The 17,976-nt window shown below is 72.6% G+C and carries 19 protein-coding genes; 5 read left to right on the forward strand and 14 right to left on the reverse strand.

The window, feature by feature from the left end; all coding sequences use genetic code 11:
* Nucleotides 1-310: 310 nt before the first annotated feature.
* The 4 genes from yajC to ruvC all read right to left on the reverse strand — a co-directional run bounded on the left by yajC (nucleotide 311) and on the right by ruvC (nucleotide 3,052).
* Nucleotides 311-703, reverse strand: coding sequence for a preprotein translocase subunit YajC (yajC, locus tag AB0G01_RS21270; RefSeq protein ID WP_360947999.1), 393 nt, complete (start codon nucleotides 701-703; stop codon nucleotides 311-313).
* A gap of 95 nt (nucleotides 704-798) precedes the next feature.
* On the reverse strand, nucleotides 799-1,863 hold the full coding sequence (gene ruvB, locus AB0G01_RS21275; RefSeq protein WP_360948001.1) for a Holliday junction branch migration DNA helicase RuvB: 1,065 nt from the start codon (nucleotides 1,861-1,863) through the stop codon (nucleotides 799-801).
* The gene (gene ruvA, locus AB0G01_RS21280) at nucleotides 1,860-2,450 is read right to left on the reverse strand and encodes a Holliday junction branch migration protein RuvA (RefSeq protein ID WP_360948003.1); all 591 of its coding nucleotides are present in this window, start codon (nucleotides 2,448-2,450) and stop codon (nucleotides 1,860-1,862) included. The genes ruvB and ruvA overlap by 4 nt, the downstream gene beginning before the upstream one ends.
* Nucleotides 2,447-3,052 (reverse strand): crossover junction endodeoxyribonuclease RuvC, encoded by a 606-nt coding sequence (gene ruvC / locus AB0G01_RS21285; RefSeq protein WP_360948005.1) that lies wholly within the window; start codon nucleotides 3,050-3,052, stop codon nucleotides 2,447-2,449. Before ruvC ends, ruvA begins: the two co-directional genes overlap by 4 nt.
* A gap of 181 nt (nucleotides 3,053-3,233) precedes the next feature.
* Here ruvC and AB0G01_RS21290 point away from each other — a divergent pair, with 181 nt between their 5' ends.
* Together AB0G01_RS21290 and AB0G01_RS21295 are read left to right on the forward strand one after the other, a co-directional pair.
* Nucleotides 3,234-4,757, forward strand: a complete 1,524-nt coding sequence (locus tag AB0G01_RS21290) for a GGDEF domain-containing protein (protein WP_360948007.1) — start codon at nucleotides 3,234-3,236, stop codon at nucleotides 4,755-4,757.
* Entirely contained in the window at nucleotides 4,754-5,200 is a 447-nt protein-coding gene (locus tag AB0G01_RS21295) for a cupin domain-containing protein (RefSeq protein WP_360948009.1), read from the forward strand. Before AB0G01_RS21290 ends, AB0G01_RS21295 begins: the two co-directional genes overlap by 4 nt.
* A gap of 62 nt (nucleotides 5,201-5,262) precedes the next feature.
* On the opposite strand, the gene fgd is transcribed toward AB0G01_RS21295, so the two are convergent.
* Together fgd and AB0G01_RS21305 are read right to left on the reverse strand one after the other, a co-directional pair.
* On the reverse strand, nucleotides 5,263-6,267 hold the full coding sequence (fgd, locus tag AB0G01_RS21300; RefSeq protein WP_360948011.1) for a glucose-6-phosphate dehydrogenase (coenzyme-F420): 1,005 nt from the start codon (nucleotides 6,265-6,267) through the stop codon (nucleotides 5,263-5,265).
* A gap of 134 nt (nucleotides 6,268-6,401) precedes the next feature.
* The gene (locus AB0G01_RS21305) at nucleotides 6,402-6,908 is read right to left on the reverse strand and encodes a DinB family protein (RefSeq protein WP_360948013.1); all 507 of its coding nucleotides are present in this window, start codon (nucleotides 6,906-6,908) and stop codon (nucleotides 6,402-6,404) included.
* A gap of 241 nt (nucleotides 6,909-7,149) precedes the next feature.
* Here AB0G01_RS21305 and AB0G01_RS21310 point away from each other — a divergent pair, with 241 nt between their 5' ends.
* A complete protein-coding gene (locus AB0G01_RS21310) occupies nucleotides 7,150-7,914 on the forward strand; it encodes an NAD(P)H-binding protein (protein ID WP_360948015.1) in 765 nt (254 codons plus the stop codon).
* Nucleotides 7,915-7,968: 54 nt separating this feature from the next.
* Here AB0G01_RS21310 and AB0G01_RS21315 read toward each other — a convergent pair whose 3' ends face one another.
* The 4 genes from AB0G01_RS21315 to AB0G01_RS21330 all read right to left on the reverse strand — a co-directional run bounded on the left by AB0G01_RS21315 (nucleotide 7,969) and on the right by AB0G01_RS21330 (nucleotide 12,530).
* Complete coding sequence (locus AB0G01_RS21315; protein WP_360948017.1) at nucleotides 7,969-8,589, reverse strand: uracil-DNA glycosylase; 621 nt, start codon at nucleotides 8,587-8,589, stop codon at nucleotides 7,969-7,971.
* Nucleotides 8,590-8,987: 398 nt separating this feature from the next.
* Entirely contained in the window at nucleotides 8,988-9,737 is a 750-nt protein-coding gene (locus tag AB0G01_RS21320) for a DUF427 domain-containing protein (RefSeq protein ID WP_360948019.1), read from the reverse strand.
* A gap of 136 nt (nucleotides 9,738-9,873) precedes the next feature.
* Nucleotides 9,874-10,989, reverse strand: coding sequence for a DUF418 domain-containing protein (locus tag AB0G01_RS21325; protein ID WP_360948021.1), 1,116 nt, complete (start codon nucleotides 10,987-10,989; stop codon nucleotides 9,874-9,876).
* Nucleotides 10,990-11,120: 131 nt separating this feature from the next.
* Entirely contained in the window at nucleotides 11,121-12,530 is a 1,410-nt protein-coding gene (locus tag AB0G01_RS21330; protein WP_360948023.1) for an MFS transporter, read from the reverse strand.
* An 84-nt stretch (nucleotides 12,531-12,614) separates the two neighbouring features.
* On the opposite strand from AB0G01_RS21330, the gene AB0G01_RS21335 reads away from it, so the two are divergent.
* Nucleotides 12,615-12,950 carry a helix-turn-helix transcriptional regulator gene (locus AB0G01_RS21335; RefSeq protein WP_360948025.1) on the forward strand — a complete coding sequence of 112 codons (336 nt, stop codon included), beginning with the start codon at nucleotides 12,615-12,617 and terminating at the stop codon, nucleotides 12,948-12,950.
* Between the two features lie 111 nt (nucleotides 12,951-13,061).
* Here AB0G01_RS21335 and AB0G01_RS21340 read toward each other — a convergent pair whose 3' ends face one another.
* From AB0G01_RS21340 to AB0G01_RS21350, 3 genes are all read right to left on the reverse strand, one after another.
* Nucleotides 13,062-14,255 (reverse strand): hypothetical protein, encoded by a 1,194-nt coding sequence (locus AB0G01_RS21340; protein ID WP_360948027.1) that lies wholly within the window; start codon nucleotides 14,253-14,255, stop codon nucleotides 13,062-13,064.
* Entirely contained in the window at nucleotides 14,252-15,010 is a 759-nt protein-coding gene (locus AB0G01_RS21345; RefSeq protein WP_360948029.1) for a hypothetical protein, read from the reverse strand. Before AB0G01_RS21345 ends, AB0G01_RS21340 begins: the two co-directional genes overlap by 4 nt.
* A 322-nt stretch (nucleotides 15,011-15,332) precedes the next feature.
* Nucleotides 15,333-16,007, reverse strand: a complete 675-nt coding sequence (locus AB0G01_RS21350) for a TetR/AcrR family transcriptional regulator (protein ID WP_360948031.1) — start codon at nucleotides 16,005-16,007, stop codon at nucleotides 15,333-15,335.
* 135 nt (nucleotides 16,008-16,142) lie between these two features.
* On the opposite strand from AB0G01_RS21350, the gene AB0G01_RS21355 reads away from it, so the two are divergent.
* On the forward strand, nucleotides 16,143-16,697 hold the full coding sequence (locus AB0G01_RS21355; RefSeq protein WP_360948033.1) for a hypothetical protein: 555 nt from the start codon (nucleotides 16,143-16,145) through the stop codon (nucleotides 16,695-16,697).
* A gap of 122 nt (nucleotides 16,698-16,819) precedes the next feature.
* On the opposite strand, the gene AB0G01_RS21360 is transcribed toward AB0G01_RS21355, so the two are convergent.
* Nucleotides 16,820-17,953, reverse strand: coding sequence for a trypsin-like serine protease (locus AB0G01_RS21360; protein WP_360948035.1), 1,134 nt, complete (start codon nucleotides 17,951-17,953; stop codon nucleotides 16,820-16,822).
* Between the last annotated feature and the right edge of the window lie 23 nt (nucleotides 17,954-17,976).

A 17,976-nucleotide genomic window follows, 5' to 3' on the forward strand; every position in this document is an offset into this window, starting at 1 on the left:
AGAACTCCGAAGATGATGTCGAACGCCGCCGCGACCGTGGTTGCGGATCAGGGCAGCGCATGCCCGCCCGGCACTGCCCTGCCGGGTCGATTGCGCAGCGTACCCCGCACCGTGTGAGTTGTCTGTCACCGGATTCCGCTCCGGTCGCGAACCTCCGGGACAATGGCCTGACCGGCCATAAGGCGTCCACCGGACCCGTCACATCGGCCGTTCGGCGTTCACACTTGACCAGGGGAATGCCCGCCGGAAAGGGCACGGCGAGGAATGGGTTGTGCCGCGCGGCGGCACAACCCATTCGCTTTTCGCGCTGCTACTTCTTGCTGTCCTGCTGGACCGGACGGGCCGGCTCGTCCACGACGGCGGGAGCGGTGGCGGTGTCGTCGGCGACGTCGTCGACCACGGCGTCGGTTTCGTCCTCCTCGACGTCGGTCACGACCTTCTCCCGGATCGCCTGGCGCAGCCAGGTGGTGACGACGCCCTCCGAGATCTCCAGTTCGATCTTGGTGTCGTCGAGCTCCTCGCCGGATTCGACGACCGTCCCGTACAGCCCGGACGTGGTCATGACCAGGTCACCGGGCTCCAGCGAGTTGAGCAGCGCCTGCTGCTCGGCGGCCGCCCTCTTCTGCTTGCGCGCGCTGAGGAACAGCGGCACGGCGAGCAGTACGAGCAGCAGCGGGAACATCAGGGAAGAGAGGTTGCCCATCATTCTCCGTTCAACCGGCGCGGCGGGACAGGTCTGCCCGGAACGTCCGGATTTCTGGGATGCCGCCGCCGATTGTGCCAGGTCAGCAATCCCGATCAGTCGCCGGCGTCGTCGAACAGCGTGCGGGTGGCCTCACCAGGAGCCTTCGCCGGGGGCTCCAGCCCCAGGTGCAGCCACGCCGTGGCGGTCGCGACCCGGCCACGCGGCGTACGCGCCAACATACCGGCGCGGACGAGGTAGGGCTCGCACACCTCCTCGACCGTGGTCGGCTCCTCGCCGACCGCGACGGCCAACGTGGACACCCCCACCGGCCCGCCGCCGAACGACTTCACCAGCGCACCCAGCACCGCCCGGTCCAGCCGGTCCAGGCCCAGCTCGTCCACGTCGTAGACGGCCAGCGCGTCGCGCGCCACCGCGCGGGTCACCGCGCCGTCCGCGCGCACCTCGGCGAAGTCGCGCACCCGGCGCAGCAGCCGGTTGGCGATCCGGGGCGTGCCGCGCGACCGCCCGGCGATCTCCCGCCCCCCGTCCTCGCGCAGGTCGACGCCGAGGATCTGGGCCGACCGCCGGATGATCAGCTCCAGCTCGTCCGCGCTGTAGAACTCCATGTGCCCGGTGAACCCGAACCGGTCGCGCAGCGGCCCGGTCAGCGCACCGGACCTGGTCGTCGCGGCGACCAGGGTGAACGGGGCGATGTCCAGCGGGATGCTGGTCGCGCCCGGCCCCTTGCCGACCACGACGTCGACCCGGAAGTCCTCCATCGCCAGGTACAGCATCTCCTCGGCGGGCCGGGCCATCCGGTGGATCTCGTCGATGAACAGCACGTCGCCCTCGACCAGGTTGGACAGCATCGCGGCCAGGTCGCCGGCGCGCTCCAGCGCGGGCCCCGAGGTGATCCGCAGCGACGCGCCGAGCTCGGCCGCGATGATCATGGCGAGGCTGGTCTTGCCCAGGCCGGGCGGCCCGGACAGCAGCACGTGGTCCGGCGGCGAACCGCGCCGCATCGCGCCCTGGAGGACCAGCTCCAACTGCTCGCGCACCTTGGGCTGGCCGACGAACTCGTGCAGGTCCCGGGGCCGCAGGGTGGATTCGACGTCCCGTTCGGCGGGGTCGCGCTCCGGGTCGAGCGCGCTGTCCGGCTCGAACTCCTCGAAGGTCATCGCTTGCGGCCCAGCGCGGCCAGCGCCCGGCGCAGCACCTCCGACGTGCCCAGCGAGCCGTCCTCGGCCAGCACGGCGTCCACGGTCTGCTCGGCCTGCTTGGCCGGGAACCCGAGGCCGAGCAGCGCCTCCGCGACCTGGGTGCGCACCCGGCCCGCGCCGGGCGCGGCGGCGGGCGCGGTCGCGAGCTGCCCGACCTTGTCCCGCAGCTCGATGATCAGCCGCTCCGCGCCCTTGCGGCCGATGCCGGGCACCTGGGTGAGCACGGTGACGCTGCCGTCGGCGAGCGCGGCGCGCAACTGGTCCGGCTCCAGCACCGCCAGGGTCGCCAGGGCGAGCCGGGGCCCGATCCCGGACACCGTCTGGAGCAGGCCGAACAGCTCGCGGGCCTCGGCGTCGGCGAACCCGAACAGGGTCAGCGAGTCCTCGCGGACGACCAGCGCGGTGTCCAGCCGGGTCTCGTCGCCCCGGCGCAGCCCGGCCAGCGTGGTGGGCGTGGCCTGCACCGCGAAGCCGACGCCGCCGACCTCCACGACCACGTGGTCGAGCCCGATGGACAGCACCTGCCCGCGCAGCGACGAGATCACTCGGTCTTCCCTCCGGTCTGGGCCCGCGTCGGCCCGGCGGCGTGCCGGGCGGTGGCCTGGGCAAGTTTCGCGCGGTGCGCGCGGGCGAGTTCGGCCGCCCTGGCCTGGGCCTCCTCCAGCCGGGCGCGCATGGGTGCGCGCCACAGGTGGCAGATGGCCAGCGCGAGCGCGTCGGCGGCGTCGGCGGGCCGAGGGGCCACCCGGAGACCCAGGATCTTGGTGACCATGGCGGTGACCTGGGCCTTGTCCGCGCGGCCGGAGCCGGTCACGGCGGCCTTCACCTCGCTCGGGGTATGGAACACGACCGGCAGGCCGCGCCGCGCCGCCGACAGCGCCACGACGCCGCCCGCCTGGGCGGTGCCCATCGCGGTGCGCACGTTGTGCTGGCTGAACACCCGTTCGACGGCGACCGCCTGCGGCCGGTACCGGTCGAGCCACTCCTCCACGGCGTCGGAGAGCTGGAGCAGCCGGACCGCCAGGTCCGCGTCCGCCGGCGTGCGCACGACGTCCACCGCGACCGGCCGCACGGTGCGGCCGGGACCGCCGTCGACGACCCCGAAACCGCAGCGGGTCAGGCCGGGGTCGACTCCGAACACGCGCACGCTGGTCCCCTCGGAAAGCCCGTCACGAACACCAGTTCGAACCGTACCGGTTCGCCGGTCGCGGGCCCGGCCCGACACGCGTCGGTGACCGGCGCGGACCCCCCGGTCGACACAGCGTCACCGGGTCACTACAGTGACTCGGTCCACTGATCGACTCCAGTCGCGGCATAGACGGGGTGCCATGACCCTGAGACGGTTCAGCCTCATCGCGGCTGCCGTCTGCGCGTGCCTGGTCGTGGTGGTGACCCTGGTCCTGTCCGGTGCGCTGGACCGGCCGGCGGCGGTCGCGGTCGACAAGTTCACCCAGCTCGCCGGGGCGACGGCGGCGATGGTCTGCTACTGGCGCGCGGGCCTGCGCCGGCAGGGCACGGCGCGCCGGTGGCGGCTGTGGATGGCCGCCTCGATGGCGAGCCTGGTGGTCGGGCTGTGCGCGTGGACGTGGGGACTGGTGTTCCTGGGCGTCCCGCTGCCGTCGACCACGATCGCCCCGCTGGGCTTCATCCTGGTGCCGGTGCTGGCCCTGTGCGCGGTGCTGGTGCTCGGGCACGGCGGCACCGGGTCGCTGCCCAACCACCGCAACCGGGTGGTGATCGTGCTGGACGGGCTGATCGTGGTCGGCTCGCTGTTCGTGCTCACCTGGGTGTCGCTGCTGGAGTCGATGGTGCGGGCCTGGGCCACCTCCGGGCCGGGCTTCGCGACCGTGGTGGCGCACCCGGCGGCGTACCTGGTGATGCTGGTCGTGCTCCTGGTGTCGTCCTGGTCGCACCGGTCGGTGCGGCAGCTCCCGATGCTGTTCGTGGCGCTGGCCGGGCTGGGCCAGTCGGCCTCCGGCTGGGTGTTCGCCTACCTGGTCGGCAAGGGCGCGACGGACATCCCGGTGGCCGCCGACATCGGGTTCATGGTGTGCCCGGCGCTGTACTTCCTGTCGTCCGTCGCGCCGAGCGGCACCGGCCGGGAGCGGGCACCGGCCGGGAAGCTGCGCGCGGGCGAGATGCTGCACATCCTGGTGCCCTACCTGCCGATGCTGATCACCGGCCTGTTCATCGTGGTCGGCACGGCGACCGGGGTGCGGTTGAACCCGCTGGAGATCTACGTGGGCCTGGCGGTGGTGCTGCTGGTGATCGCGCGGCAGCTCCTGACGCTGGTCGACAACGTCCGGCTGCTGGAGCAGTTGCGGGACAGCCGGGAGCGGCTGCGGCACCAGGCGTACCACGACCCGCTGACCGGGGTGGCGAACCGCGTGCTGTTCCGGGAGCGGCTCGACGCGGCGCTGGCGAACCCCGAGCCGCTGGTGGTGCTGTTCATCGACGTGGACGGTTTCAAGGACGTGAACGACAATTACGGCCACGCCGAGGGTGACGCGGTGCTGCGGATCGTCGCCCAACGCCTCCAGCACTGCGTGCGCGCGCAGGACACCGTGGCCCGGCTGGGCGGCGACGAGTTCGGCGTCCTGGTGGACGGCTACCCGTCGCCGCCGGAGGAGATCGGCCGGCGCGTGCTGGACACGATGTCGTCACCGCTGCGGACCCCCGGCGGCGAGCACCACATCCGGGCCAGCGTCGGCATCTCGCACCGGACCGCGCACGACCCGGCGCTGACCGCCGACGACCTGCTGGGCAGCGCGGACGCGGCGATGTACACGGCGAAGCGGCTCGGCAAGGGGATGGTCGTGGTGCACGGGTCGGTGGAGGCGGAGCTGACGTGACCCCGGACGAGGCGGTCGACCTGCTCGGGCTGGCGGAGTTGCCGGTCGAGGGCGGGCACTGGGCCCAGACGTGGCGGTCGCCGGAGGCCTCCGCGATCTACTACCTGCTGCGCGCGCCCGAGGTCTCCGGCCTGCACCGGCTGGCGCACCTGGAGGTCTACGCCCACCACGCGGGCGCGCCGCTGCGGATGCTGCTGCTGCACCCGGACGGTCGCGCGGAGGAGCCCGTCCTGGGCCTGGACCTCGCCGCCGGCCAGCGCCCGCAGGTGGTCGTGGAGCCCGGCGTGTGGCAGGCGAGCGCGCCGGAGGGCGCGTGGTCCCTGGTGGGCACGATCGTCGTGCCGCCGTACACCGACGACGTCGTGGAGTTCGCGAAGGCCGACGACCTCGTACCCCGGTACCCGGCGCACGAGCGGCAGATCCGCCGGTTCGCCCGGTTCTGAGCCGACGGCCGGCCGCGCTCCCGGGCCCGGACGCCGACTCGAACGCCGACGCCGACTCCGACTCAGCCGAGCTCGCGCAGCAGCGGCACGACGTCCTCGGCGAACTGGGTGAGGAACCGCTCCTGGTCGTGGCCCGGCCCGTGGAACACCAGGTGGTCGAAACCGGCGTCGAGGTAGGGCTTGATCCGCGCGACCGCGTCCTGCGGGTCGGAGGCGACGATCCAGCGCTTCGCGACCTGGTCGATCGGCAGCTCGTCGGCCAGCCGCTCCATCTCCTCGGCGCTGTCCACGCTGTGCTTCTGCTCGGGCGTGAGCGACAGCGGGGCCCAGAACCGGGTGTTGGCGAGCGCGGCCTCCGGGTCACGGTCGTAGGACAGCTTGACCTCGATCATCCGGTCGATCGCCGCCGGGTCGCGCCCGGCGGCCTCGGCACCGGCCGCGACGGCGGGCAGCAACTGGTCGGTGTAGAGCTCCATGCCCTTGCCGGACGTGCAGATGAACCCGTCGCCCGCGCGGCCCGCGTACTTGGCCGCGGTCGGCCCGCCGGCGGCGATGTAGATCGGCACCGGGCGTCGCGGCCGGTCGTAGACCTTGGCGTTGACCAGGGTGTAGTACTCGCCGTCGAAGTTGACGTTGTCGCTGGTCCAGAGTTCGCGGATGAGCCGGACCGCTTCCCGCAGCCGGGCGAAGCGCTCCTTGAACGCGGGCCACTCGCGGCCGGACACGGCGATCTCGTTCAGCGCCTCGCCGGTGCCGACGCCGAGCATGATCCGGTCCGGGTGCAGCAGGGCCATGGTGGCGAACGCCTGGGCGATCACCGCCGGGTTGTAGCGGAACGTCGGCGTGAGCACGCTCGTGCCGATGAGGACCCGGCTCGTGCGCTCCCCCACGGCGGCCATCCAGGTGAGCGCGAACGGCGCGTGCCCGCCCTCGTGCCGCCAGGGCAGGAAGTGGTCGGACACGGTCACGCTGTCCAGGCCGACTTCCTCGGCGCGCACCGCGTACTCCACGAGGTCCCGAGGCCCGAACTGCTCCGCGGACGCCTTGTAGCCGATCTTCAGCCCCATTGCCGCTCCTCCTGGCTCGTCCCCGTTCGCACTCTACGAGACCCCGGGGGTGGGCAGCGCGGGGGAAAGCTCACGATCATCCGGACGCGGAAGCGGGAATAAGGCGGTGGGCTCCCCCGGTGCGCGCCGAGCGGTCAGCCCATCGTCCTCTGGCCGTCCAGCGTCTCCCGGATGATGTCGGCGTGGCCCGCGTGCTGCGAGGTCTCGGCGATCAGGTGCAGCAGCACCCGGCGGACCGTCCACACGGCACCCGCTTCGAACCACGGCGCTTCCGGCAGCGGGTGCGCGGCGTCCGCGTCGAGGCCGGCCACCAGCTCCCCGGTCTTGCGGGCGGTCTCCCGGTAGTCGGCGACGAGGCCGGCCAGCGTCTCGCCGGCCACCATCCGGAAGCCGTTCTCCCAGTCGGCCTGCTCGCTCATCATCAGCTCCGCGCCGCCGACGGCGAAGCGCATCCAGCTCTCCTCCACCGACCGGACGTGCTTGATCAGCCCGCCCAGGGACAGCGCGCTGGCCGTGGGCGTGGCCGCCGCCTGCTCGTCGGTCAGGTCCCGCACGGTGTGCAGCAGGAAGCCCCGGTGGGTGGCCAGGGTGGACAACAGGTCGGCCTGCTCGGTGGTGAGCTGCGCGGTGGCGTTCGTCATGGGGGCCTTCTCTCTCGGTCGTTGCGGCAACTCTAGGAGTTATTGCGGACAACTCCGGCCCTCGTTTCGCACGGGGTGCCGATTCCGTTCCCGACCTGCGCTCGCCCGGTGGACCTGCCCGTGATGCCGTCCGTGCGCCCGATGCCGGCCAAGGCCGTGCGCGGGGTGCCGAGCGGGCGGGCCCGGCGACAGCGCCGATTCTTCCAATCCCCGAGGGCCGGCGCGGGCGCAGGATCAGGTCATGTACCTGATCACCGGCGCGACCGGCACCACCGGCGGACTGGTCCGCGACCTCCTGCTGGAGCGCGGCGACGACGTTCGCGGCATGACCCGCAACCCCACCCGGCCCGACCACGTCCACGGCGACTACGACGACCCCGGGTCGTTGGCGGAGGCGTTGGCCGGGGTGGAGGCGGCCTACCTGGTGCCGGCGGCGCAGACGGCCGTCCACGACGCGAACTTCGTCGCGGCGGCCCGGAAGGCGGGCGTGCGGCGGATCGTCCGGCTGTCCGCCGTCGGCACCGGCGAGGAGTGGGAGGGCGAGGTGATCGCGCCGTGGCACCTGGCCGGCGAGGAGGCGGTGCGGGACAGCGGTCTGGAGTGGACGGTGCTGCGGCCGTCGTCGTTCGCGACGAACCTGACCCGGGAGCCGGTGCACAACCTGACCGGCGACGTGCCGCAGGCCGTGATCGACCCGCGTGACGTGGCGGCCGTGGCGGTGGCGGCGCTGACCTCGTCGGCGCACCACGGGCAGCTCTACACCCTCACCGGACCGGCGGCGTTGAGCGTGCCGGAGCAGGTCGCGATCCTCGGCGAGGCGCGCGGCCGTGCGGTGGCGGTGGTGGACGTCGACCCGGCCGCCTTCGACCCGGCCTGGCGCAGCGGCGTGCTGTGGTCGCGGTCGGGCCGCAACGCCGTGGTGACCGACGACGTGGCGCGGGTCCTGGGCCGGCCGGCCACGTCCTTCGCCCAGTGGGCGCGGGAGGTGGGGCGGTTCGCGGGGTAGGAGGTGTTCGGCGGGGGCCACCCATCCCGGTGACCCCGCCCAGGCGGCCCGGCCCTACTTGAGGGCGTCCGCCGCCTGGCGGAACGCTCCCACCAACTGCGGCCACCGGGTGGCCCGGTCGCGGTTGATCGACTGCGGCGACGGGTGCGGCGCGTTGAACACCTTCAGCCCGTACCCGCGTCCCGACAGGCCCCAGCCGGTGCCGGCCGGGGTGCCGAGCACCACGACCACCTTCAGCTCCTTGAGCATCCCGAGCAGTTCGACCAGGTAGGGCACAGCGGCGCGCAGGTCGGCGGGCGTCGGCGCGTGCCCCTTGAGGTACCACGGCACGACGTTCCAGTTCAGGCACACCTCGCGGGACAGCCCCGCCTCCTTGAGCGCGCTGAACCCGTTCACGGCGGTCTGGTCGTCGTTGTCCAGCGAGATCAGGCCGGAACCCGCCCTGGTACCCGTCGAAGCCGGTCCGGGCGACTCCAGCAGCAGCAGGACCTTCGACTTGACCCCGCCGCTCGCCGGGTCGAACAGCGGCACGTCGGCCTTGCGCTCACCCGCGATCCTGCGCGCGAACTCGGTCAGCGGCTTCATGTGCGGGGCCTGGAGGAGCGTCATCTTGCGGGCGACGATCCGGGGGTCGCGGTGGCCTTTGGGCGACGCGGGGAACACGTTGGAGGGCACCAGGCGACTTTCCACCGGAACGACGACCGACGACCATCCGCCGTCCGGGCGGAACAGCCCGTTGCGGAGCGTCCCCGTACCCCCACGATGGTCGATGACGATGTCCACTTCCCCCGTTCGCCAGGAGGGGCCGGGACGCTGCTCGACCGGCCGCCGGAACTGCGGGACCGTGGAACGCGACCACCTCGGCCCGGTCCACCTCGCACTGCGCGGGCAACCTACCGCAGGCCGGGTCGGCCGAGGTCGGCCGGGTCGCGCGGGGCACGGGCAGCGGGGCACCGGGGTCGGCCACCGGGCGGGCCGGCCCCACGACACCGGGCGACCGGCCCGACGTTCGCCGGTCGGCAGGTCGTGTCCGGGCGGTAACGCGACCCGGTGACCGGATCAACCCGATCGGGCTAACTGAACTGCGTTCGCGGTCGCTCTTCGCGCACGCCGTCCACGAAGATGTCCACCTTCTCGTTGTAGAACGACACCATCCCGGCCACCGCGCGACTCTCCGGCAGCGGCGTCCGGTACCCCCACACCACGTTCTCGTACACCTCGTCCCCCACCACGACCGACCAGTACTCCGCCGTGCCCTTGTACGGGCAGCCCGTCCGCAGTTCGGTGTGCCGCAACAAGTCCATCCGGACGTCGGTCATCGGCAGGTAGTACCGCGCCGGCAGCCCGGTTTCGAACAGGATCACCGGCCGGCGCGACTCCGCGACCGGCACGCCCCCGACCTCGACCCGCACGTGCCGGCTGCTCGGCAGCGCGTCGACCCGCTTGTGGGGATCGCGCGGGTGGACGTAGACCGGTTCGTCCTCCTCGAACCACTCGTCCATCGCGTCCCACTCCAGCCGCACCGCCCCGCGCAACGACTCCAGCGGCGACTCCGGGAACGTGATCGCCGCCCGCGCGGCCACCACGTCACCGACCCGCACGTCGTGCACCTCGCCCGTGCCCCGGCTCGGCGAGCGCAGCACGTCCCCCGTCGCCACGAGCGAGGCGCGCACGTCCTCGGCCGGGAAGTAGTAGGTCGGGTAGTACGGCTTCTCCCACACCAGCGCGGGCCGCACCGTGTCCACGACCAGCGAGCCCGCCAGGTAGGCCCGCACCCGCTTGGCCCCGGTCTCGACCCGCACCCGCCCGCGTTCCGCAGTCATGGAGCCGACGGTACGCCGGACCCGCCACCCGCACGAGCCCGGCACCAGTCCACTGTGGACGCCGTCTCCCCCTCGCCGGGCCGGCGGTCGGACCTCACGGCCGCACCCACCACCGGTTGCTCACACCACCGGCTGCTCACACCACCGCCGAACGGCGCTGCGGCGCGCGGTAGGCCCAGTTCCACACCGCCTCCACCGGCCCTCGGCTGAACCGCCGCGTCCACCACGACGCGCCGAGCACCAGCACCGCCGAGACCACCACCCACATCACGGCGGTGAACCACCCGCCGAGGTGGCCGAACCGCCCGACCAGGTCCAGGCCCCACGGGTAGCAGAGCACCGACGCGATCAGGTTCTGCCCGATGTAGCACGACAACGCGGTCCGCCCCACCGCCGTGACGCCCGCCCGCAACACCCCCGGCTCGGCGCGCATCCGGTGCACCAGCGCGGTGATCCCGCCCAGCAGCCCGAACGCCACCAGCGGCGCGCACAGGTACCGGTCGACCGCGAACCACTCGCCGCCGGCCAGCGTGGTCAGCACGTTCAGCGGCAGCCCGACCCCCAGGCCCCACCCCGTCAACCGCCGCCGGACCCGCCGCCCCCGCACGGAGTCCTCCAGCGCCCCGGCCCGCAGCAGCAGCACCCCGGCCAGGAACAGCACCGTGCTCAACGGCACCACGAACACGGCTTCGGCCCGCAACACCAGGAAGTGGTCCAGCCGCGACCGCACCTGCGCCCACCAGCCGGACGTGTCGATCGCCAACCCGCCACCGGTCGACGCCTCCCCCAGGAACAGCGCCACGGTCACGAGCCCGACGAGCAGCACGTGCACGACGGCCGCGCCGACCAGCCACCCCCACACCACCCGCGTCCCGCGCCCGACGAGGAACGCCACCGCGACGGACACCAGCGCGTAGAACATCAGCACGTCGAACTCGAAGATCAGCACGAAGTGCAGCAGCCCTTCGACCATCAGCAGCGCCGACCGCCACAGGTACCAGCCGGGCCACCGCTGCCCGCGCCGCACCGCCGACCGGTGCTGCACCGCCAACCCGATCCCGAACAGGATCGACAGCAACGCCAGGAACTTCCCGTTGCTGACCATCCGCACCAGCGCCTCGACGGGCCCCGACGCGCCGTCGAGGAACCCGCCGGGCCCGGCCGGGTCGGTGAAGATCCAGATGTTGGTGCCGAGCGTCCCCAGGACCGCCACCCCGCGCAACACGTCCAAAGCCGTGATCCGACCACTCATGTGAGCCTCCCCGACGGGGAAACTAGGGCCGGGCAAGGGTTCGGCGAGTCGGCCGATGGTCGTGGCGGATCTCCGCCCTTCGGAGGACACCGGGTGGGTGTGCCGGACGACGCCGGCCGGCACGGACCGCCTCACACCAGCGCGGGGGCCTGCTCCACCACGGGTGCCCTGCGCGGCAGCGCGAACACCGCGCCGAGCCCCACCACCATCCCCACCGCCGTCAGCAACACCGCGATCGCACCGCCCCCGGCGATGGCCTCGCGCGCGCCCGCGCCCTCGGGAACCCCGGTGTTGGCAACGGCGATCAGCACCGCGAGCCCGACCGCGTTGCCCAGGTTCAGCGCGGTCGACGCCAGGCCGGACGCGACGCCCTGCTCGTGCGCCGCGACCCCGGCCGAGGCCGCGATCCACATCGCCGTCCACACGATCCCCTGCCCCACCCCCGAGACCACCAGCCCCGGGACGGCGGCGAGGAACGTGCGCTCGGCGTCGAACCCGAACACCAGGCCGGCGGTGCCCACGACACCGATCGCGAACCCGGTGATCAACGTGGTCCGGGTGCCGAGCCGGGTCGCCGCGCGCTCACCGACCTGGGTGCCGGCCGCGATCGCCAGCGACGGCACCAGGAAGGCCAGCCCGGCCTCCAGCGCGGAGAACCGGTGGACGTCCTGCAACAGCACGGTCAGGAAGTACGGCAGCGCGCCGAACGTGCCCATGAAGATGGCGGTCACCGCCACGGCCACGACGAGACTCCGGTTGCGCAGCAGGCGGGGCGGCATCAACGGGTCGGCGCTGCGCGTCTCGATCACCGCGAACGCGGCCAGCAGCGCCACCGCGAGCACGGCCGCGAGCACGACGGTCGACGAGGTCCACCCGGCTTCCGGGCCCTGCACCAGGACGAAGACCAGCAGCGTCGCACCACCGGTCACGGTCAGCGCGCCGGGGAGGTCGAACCGCCGGCGCACGCCGCTCCGACCGTCGGCCGGGATGACCGCCAACGCGGCGAGCGCGACCAGGCCCGCGAGCGGCACGTTCACGAAGAACACCGCGGGCCACCCGAAACTCTCCGTCAGCACACCGCCGAGCAGTGCGCCGACGGTCAACCCGCTGGCACCCGCGCCGCCCCACACGGCCAGCGCGCGGTTGCGCCGCGGGCCTTCCTCGAACAGGGTGTTGAGCAGCGCCAGGGTGGACGGCAGCAGCAGCGCGCCGCCCAGGCCCTGCACGGCGCGGGCCGCGATGATCACCCCGGGGCTGGTCGCCAGCCCGCCGGCGAGCGACGACACCGCGTAGACGACGAGGGCCAGCACGAACATCCGGCGGCGGCCGAGCAGGTCCGCGGCCCGGCCGCCGAGCAGCAGGAAGCCGCCGGCCACCACCACGTAGGCGCTGACCACCCACTGCTGGTTCTGACTGGTGAAGCCCAGTTCCGCGCTGATGTCGGGCAGCGCGACGAACACGATGTTGAGGTCGAGCGCGAAGATCAACTGAGCCAGGGCGAGCAGCGCGAGGCTGAGGCCCGGCTTCCGGTGTTCCACCACGGGACGTCCTTTGATTCGACAGTACGACTATTTACGTACGGTCGGATCGTACGACAACTCCCGTACTGACGTACACTGGGTCGGGTGATCGGCCACCACCCCGACCGGGACCGGATCAAGCTGGAGAACGTGCTGACGGCGCTGGGCAACCCGATGCGCCTGGCCGTGGTCCGCGTGCTCGCGGACGGCGGGGAGCACCCGTGCGGAACGGTGCTGAGCAAGGAGATCTCCAAGTCCACGCTCACCCACCACTGGCGGGTGCTGCGCGACGCGGGCGTGATCTGGCAGCGCCCCTCCGGGCGGGCCCACCTGCTCTCACTGCGCCGCGACGACCTGGACGCCCGCTTCCCCGGCCTGCTCGACGCCGTCCTGCACGGTGTGGGCAGCGACCCGGACGCGGTCGACCAGTACGCGCCCTGACCGCCGCCCACCCGCGCTCACGACGCCGCGCGCTCCGTCAACCGGCACATCCCGGTCGGCGCGACGGCGAGGGACGGCGGGCATCGGGGACCCGGTCCCGGGGCAGCACGCCTAGCGGTTCCGCGCGTGCTGACGGGCCAGTGCTCCCGCGCCCAGGATCAGGAGCAACGCCACCAGGCCCCAGCGACGTTGGTCGCGGACGGCGCGGTTGACCCCGGAGGTCGACGGCTCGGCGCGCACCTCGGCGACGCGGATCTTCGCCCTCGTCGGGGACGGGGTGACCGCCGGTGGGGTCGGGGCGACCACCGGCTCTTCCGGGACCGGCGGGGCGGGCGGTGGGGGCGCGATCGGTGCGCCCGGGACCGGTGGCACCACCGGGACCTGCGGCACGCCGGGCGGACGCGGCGGTGTCGTCGGCTCCGGAGTGGGCTCGGGCGTCGGTTCCGGAGTCGGCTCCGGGGTGGGTTCCGGCGTCGGCTCGGGAGTCGGTTCGGGCGTGGGTTCCGGAGTCGGCTCCGGCGTGGGTCCAGGCGTGGGTCCAGGCGTGGGTTCGGGGTCGGGCGGGTCCACGACCGGTGGCACGGACAGGCAGCCCGCCGCGTCGAGGGTGTGCACGGCGGGTCGCACCACGATCTTCGACACCGCGCCCGAACCGTCCAGCGCGACCCGGTGCAGCGTGCTGTGGCCGCCTCCGAGGTTGTTGGTCGCGTACAGCGCGCCGTCGCGGCCGAAGACCACCGCGCCGTACGCCTCGCCCTTGGGCAGCCGGCCCGCGCCGGGCACCCTGCGCACCTCGCCCGTCGTCGGGTCCAGCGTCACCACGGACGCGTGGCCGTGCGGAAACGTCGCCACGCCGTAGAGCAGGCCGTCCGCCGGGTTCACGTCGAAGTCGTCCACGGTGATCGCTTCGGGCACCGCCCACAGCCACGTCCTGTGCACGACCTCCAGGTACCGGGCGCTGGTCGGGTCCACGTCCACCGACAGCAGCAGGTTGGCGACCCGCACCACCAGCCGCTCGCCGACCACCGCGCCGGCGGTCGCGTGCCGGAGCAGGTGCGAGGGCCGCGACGGCACGTCCAGTCGCCGGCCCTCGCGGTCCAGCACGACCACCCGGCCGTCGTCGTCCAGGCCGTACACCCGGTCCTGGGGCGCGGAGTAGCCGATCGCGTTGAGCCGCACGTCGAGCGCGCCCAGTCCGCGCACCGCGCCCGACGACAGGTCGACCAGGTAGACCTCGGACGGCCCGTGGTGGTCCGCCTCGACCTGGATGGCCGAGCAGACCGCCAGGGCCAGCTCCTCGATCATCCGAGTCTCTCCACGGCCATCGTGAACGCGTCCGGGGCGAGTTCCGCGCCGCCGCCGTAGGGGTTCTGGAGCTGGTAGGTCGCGTAGAGCAGCATCGTGATGGTCGCGGCCAGGGTGGCGACGATGAGCACGTGGGTGCGCATCAGCGGACCGCCGAACAGCAGCGGCAGGCCGACGACCAGCACGGACCCCATCACCAGCACGAACCACACCACGGAGCTCACGCCGCCGCCCGCCGCGTCCAGCCTCTGCTGCCGGGCCTGGTACACCTGCCACAACTGCGATGCGGCTTCCTTCTTGCGGTCGATCTCCCACTCGTCGTCGGCGGGCGCGGCGGCCACCACCTGGCGGATCTGGTCGAGCTGGCTCCAGCCCTCGGACTCGAAGTCCTGGCCGTCCGCGAGCTTCGGCCACTCCTCGTCGATCACCGTCTTCGCGTAGTCGCGGGACAGCCGCCGCACCTCGTCGCCGGTCTCCGGGGACAGCGCGTCGGCCGCCCAGGTGGCCGCGACGAGCCCGTCGGCTTCCCGGTACGTCGAATCACCGGCCGAGCCGACCGCGTCGAACAGGGCGATCAGCACGAACGCGATGAGGACCGCGTGCAGGCCGCCCACGATCGTGAACACCTGCCCGGCGGCCTCGTTGTTGGCCGAGCGCCCCTCCACGGGTCCGTACTTGCGGATCAGGTACGCGAGCAGGGCCGCGACCACGGCCGCGCCACCGACCCACAACAGACCTGTGGTGTACACGTTCATTGCGGTCCTCTCACCACCTGGAGTGAATTCCACAGATCCGCGAATTCATCGCTTACGAAAGGTAGTGACGGAGGGGTTCTGTCAACAAGGTCATTCATCCGTGTGCTACAAAAAGCCAGGCTGTCAGGTGACACGTCACCGCCCTCGGCGGATGCGCAGGCCCATTGGGCCGCCCGAGTGCGGATTCACCCCCTTATCGGGCTACATGATTACCCCGAACGTGTCTACTTTCCGGCGACTCTCTGTCGCAGAGGCGGTGTGGTGCCCGGTACACCCCGGCGGAAACCGCGCGCCCAGCCGCTGGGTGTGCCACCGGCTGCGGTCACACGCCCAGCAGCACGGCCAGGGAGTCCAACTGGTGGGTGAAGTGGGCCTCGTAGTCGGTCAGGCTGCCCACGTACTGGCCGTGCAGCTCGAAGCTGATCACGCCGAACAGCGCCGAGAACGCCAGGAACCCGCGCGCGAGCAGGTCGTCACCGATGGCCAGCCCGAGGAAGTCCCGCAGCACGGCGAAGTCGCCGCCCAGCGGCCCGGCCACCGCGACCTGCGGGCGGTCGCGCTGGATGTCCGCCAGCAGGGCCATCACCAGCATCGACACCCGCGTCCCCGGCTCGCCGGTGCGCTCCACCGGCGCGTGGTAGCCGGGCACCGGGCTGCCGTAGACGAGCGCGTACTCCGACGGGCGGGTCACCGACCACGTCCGGACCGCCACGCCGATCGCCCGCCACCGGCCGGCGAGGTCCGCGCGCGGGCACGCGGCCTCGGCCGCCGCCACGGCGTCGCCGAGCGAGTTGTAGGCGTCGATGATCAGCATCGTCAGCAGCTCGTCGCGGCTGGGTACGTACCGGTACACCGCCGAGGACACGATCCCCAGTTCACGGGCGATGGCGCGCAGCGACAGGGCCGCGCTGCCCTCCCGGGCGAGCTGCTCCCGGGCGATCCGCTTGACGTCCTCGATCGTCTGCGCCCGCGCGCGCTGCCTGGGTGTCGCCGTCATGGCGTCGATGATGGCCGACCGAGAGAGCAGGTGCAACAAGAGAGAGCACCGCTCTTGACAGTGCCCGGCCGGAGCCACCACCATGGCCGTCGAGAGCGGTGCTCTCTAAAACGACTAGCGCTCACGGAGGCGTCGATGGACAGGCTCAGGGCAGGCGCGTTCGGACTCGCCGGGGTGTTCTTCCTGCTGTACCCGGTGCTCCGGCCGTACTCGGACGAGAAGACCGTCCAGGGCCTCGCGGCGATGGGCACCACCGCGTGGATCACGTCCCACTTGTTCGCCGTGGCGGGCTTCATCCTGGTCGCCGCCGCGCTCCCGGTCCGCCGGGCCGCCCTGGTCACCGCGATCGGCGCGGGGCTGACGCTGCCCTACTACGGCGCGGAGGTCTTCGGGTTGCACGCCATCGGCTCGCGGGCCGCGCGCGACCCGGACCCCGCGCTGCTGGAGATGGTCGACGCGGTCCGCTACCACCCGGCCGCCATCACGATGTTCGCCGTCGGCCTGCTGCTGCTCGGGGCGGGCGCGATCATGGCCGCCACGGAGTTGAAAACGCTCGCCATCCCCTATGCCGTGGCGTTCGCGCTGTTCCTGCCGCAGTTCTTCACACCGCCCGCCGCCCGCATGGCGCACGGCGCGCTGATGCTGGTCGGCTGCGCACTGGTCGGCTGGAAGTTGTTGCGCGCCAAGTGAAAAACCGGCCTCATAGGTGCCCCGACCGCGCGCCGGTCCGGGCGTGAACACCACCTGCGCACGCACGACGGGACCCACCCTCGCAGCGGGCCCCGTCACGTGCGCGTGAACCTCCGGCGGACTTAGAAGGTGAGCTTCCAGAGGTCGATGTAGCCGGTGTCCTGCGCGTACACGTCCTGCGCCTTCAGCCGCCACTTGCCGTTGGCGACCTCGGACGACGCGTTGACCGTGTACGTCGTGGTGATGTTCGGCGTGCTGGAGTTGCCGGCGTTCTTCAGTCGGTAGGTCGAGCCGTCCGGCGCGACCAGGTCGAGCACGACGTCACCGCTGTAGGAGTGCTTGATGTCGACGGTGACCTTCAGCGCCGTCGGGGCGTTGCCGGTGACACCGCTGACCGTCACGTCGCTGAACACGCCCGCGCCCGCGTCCGGGATGGTGACGTCGTCCGCGTTCTCGAACGTCTTGCCGGGCGGGTTCGGGGTGCCGCCGAGGTTGTCCGCCGCCGCCTTGATGGCCGCCGCGAACGTGCTCACCTCCGTGTAGACGCCCGGGTTGTTGGCCCGCGCGCACCCGTTGCCGTGGCTGACGATGCCGACCTGGACCCACGCGCCCGCACCGCTCCGGCGGAACATCGGGCCACCGGAGTCGCCCTGGCAGGTGTCGATGCCGCCCCGGGCCAGGTCGCCCGCGCAGATCTCGGCGGCCGGCTTGAGGTTGCGGTAGTACGGGTCGGCGTTCTTGCAGGTGGTGTCGGCGATGAAGTCCACCTGGGCCTTCATCAGGTATCGCGACTGAGCACCGCCTTCGCGGGTGGCACCCCAGCCCGCGACGGTGAACACGCCGGAGTTGTCGGCGGTCGTCGTGGCGATCGGCAGCAGGGCCGCGCCGGCGATGGGGCTGGAGAGCTTGATCAGCGCCCAGTCGCCACCGGTCGACGTCGGGTACGTGGGCGACCGGTGGACGTAGGTCGAGGTCCGCCTGACCGCCGACGCGTCCTGGAGGTCCGCCACGCCGTAGGTCGCGGTGATGCCGGTGTTGTTGCCGGTGCTGTTGACGCAGTGCGCGGCGGTCAGCACGAGCTGCTCGGAGTACATCGCGCCGCCGCAGCCCATGGACAATCTGACCATCCACGGGAACTCGCCCTTGGCGGCCTGCGTGCCGCCGACGACCTGCGGGGTGACGCCGCCGGGGTCCGGCGGTGGTGGAGCGGAGTGGGCTTGGCCGCCGAACGCGGCCAGGGTCGCGGCGATGCCCACGGCAAGGGCAAGCGCCTTTCGCG

The organism is Actinosynnema sp. NPDC023587 (assembly GCF_040640215.1).
GTDB lineage: Bacteria > Actinomycetota > Actinomycetes > Mycobacteriales > Pseudonocardiaceae > Actinosynnema.

What these genes read in the sequence shown, in the direction of transcription:
- yajC (WP_360947999.1), bottom strand. Translation starts at nt 703, where the DNA reads ATGGGCAACCTCTCTTCCCTGATGTTCCCGCTGCTGCTCGTACTGCTC.
- ruvB (WP_360948001.1), bottom strand. Translation starts at nt 1,863, where the DNA reads ATGACCTTCGAGGAGTTCGAGCCGGACAGCGCGCTCGACCCGGAGCGC.
- AB0G01_RS21290 (WP_360948007.1), top strand. Translation starts at nt 3,234, where the DNA reads ATGACCCTGAGACGGTTCAGCCTCATCGCGGCTGCCGTCTGCGCGTGC.
- fgd (WP_360948011.1), bottom strand. Translation starts at nt 6,267, where the DNA reads ATGGGGCTGAAGATCGGCTACAAGGCGTCCGCGGAGCAGTTCGGGCCT.
- AB0G01_RS21305 (WP_360948013.1), bottom strand. Translation starts at nt 6,908, where the DNA reads ATGACGAACGCCACCGCGCAGCTCACCACCGAGCAGGCCGACCTGTTG.
- AB0G01_RS21310 (WP_360948015.1), top strand. Translation starts at nt 7,150, where the DNA reads ATGTACCTGATCACCGGCGCGACCGGCACCACCGGCGGACTGGTCCGC.
- AB0G01_RS21320 (WP_360948019.1), bottom strand. Translation starts at nt 9,737, where the DNA reads ATGACTGCGGAACGCGGGCGGGTGCGGGTCGAGACCGGGGCCAAGCGG.
- AB0G01_RS21325 (WP_360948021.1), bottom strand. Translation starts at nt 10,989, where the DNA reads ATGAGTGGTCGGATCACGGCTTTGGACGTGTTGCGCGGGGTGGCGGTC.
- AB0G01_RS21340 (WP_360948027.1), bottom strand. Translation starts at nt 14,255, where the DNA reads ATGATCGAGGAGCTGGCCCTGGCGGTCTGCTCGGCCATCCAGGTCGAG.
- AB0G01_RS21345 (WP_360948029.1), bottom strand. Translation starts at nt 15,010, where the DNA reads ATGAACGTGTACACCACAGGTCTGTTGTGGGTCGGTGGCGCGGCCGTG.
- AB0G01_RS21350 (WP_360948031.1), bottom strand. Translation starts at nt 16,007, where the DNA reads ATGACGGCGACACCCAGGCAGCGCGCGCGGGCGCAGACGATCGAGGAC.
- AB0G01_RS21355 (WP_360948033.1), top strand. Translation starts at nt 16,143, where the DNA reads ATGGACAGGCTCAGGGCAGGCGCGTTCGGACTCGCCGGGGTGTTCTTC.